General features: G+C 46.0%; 1 protein-coding gene. It reads left to right on the top strand.

What is annotated here, in order from left to right; genetic code table 11:
• Positions 1–68: 68 nt before the first annotated feature.
• On the top strand, positions 69–1,016 hold a 948-nt coding region (locus tag CXF78_RS01765), incomplete at its 3' end, for an ABC transporter substrate-binding protein (protein ID WP_102035788.1).

Below are 1,016 nucleotides of genomic sequence, written 5' to 3'. Positions count from 1 at the left end.
TAAAATCTAAGGTTGTGATTAGCTTGGGGCTTAGTGCCTTTTTGCTTACTGCTAGTCTTTGGGCTGGTATGGCTAATGCATCTAGCAACGGTGTTGTAAATGTTGCAGACAAACCGTCAACACGAATTCAAACATCAACATCAATCCGCGAGCCTGCTCAAACATCATGGCCAGAGATTCAATCTCGAGGCGCTAATCAAGATGTGTACTTTCATGCTTGGGGTGGCGACCCGCAAATAAATCGTTATATTCAATGGGCCGCGAAGCAAGTTAAGCAGCAGTATCAAATCAATTTACACCATGTAAAACTCACCGACACTAGTGAAGCGGTAAGCCGAGTATTAGCCGAAAAATCAGCAAGCAATGATCATCAAGGCCAAGTCGATTTAGTGTGGATTAACGGTGAAAATTTTGCCGCCATGGCCAAGCATCAACTGCTAGCGCCAAATTGGGTTACGCAATTACCCAACTTTGGTTTAACCGATCCAGATAACAATCCGGCGATGACCCGTGACTTTGGCGTGCCAACACAAGGGATGGAAGCACCATGGGGTAAAGCTGCGCTGACGTTTTACTACGACAGCATAGTGACCACATCACCACCGCAAACTTTGCAACAACTAAGCCTATGGGCCAAACAGCATCCAGGCCGATTTACCTACCCTAAACCGCCTGACTTTTTAGCCACCAGCTTTTTAAAGTACGCCTTAATTGTACTGAACAACTCACAGCCTGAAGCGATTAAAAATTTGCTTTATCAACCCGCAACAACACAAAGCCAGGCTTTGCTATTACCGGTATTGTGGCAATATTTAGATGAACTACATCCGCATTTATGGCGCAAAGGTAGACACTTTATGTCTAGCGGCATGGAGCTTCGCCGCTTAATCGGCGATGGAGAACTTGCTCTAGCGTTTACCTTTTCAGCCGCTGAGATACCCGCAGCGGTTGCACGTTTTGAATTACCCGACAGTAGCCGCAGTTATCGCATGCAAGATGGCAGTTTGAGCAATATT

The sequence above is a fragment of the Shewanella sp. 11B5 genome (assembly GCF_002836795.1).
Lineage (GTDB): Bacteria > Pseudomonadota > Gammaproteobacteria > Enterobacterales > Shewanellaceae > Shewanella > Shewanella frigidimarina.
This window is presented reverse-complemented; position numbering and strand designations above follow the sequence as displayed.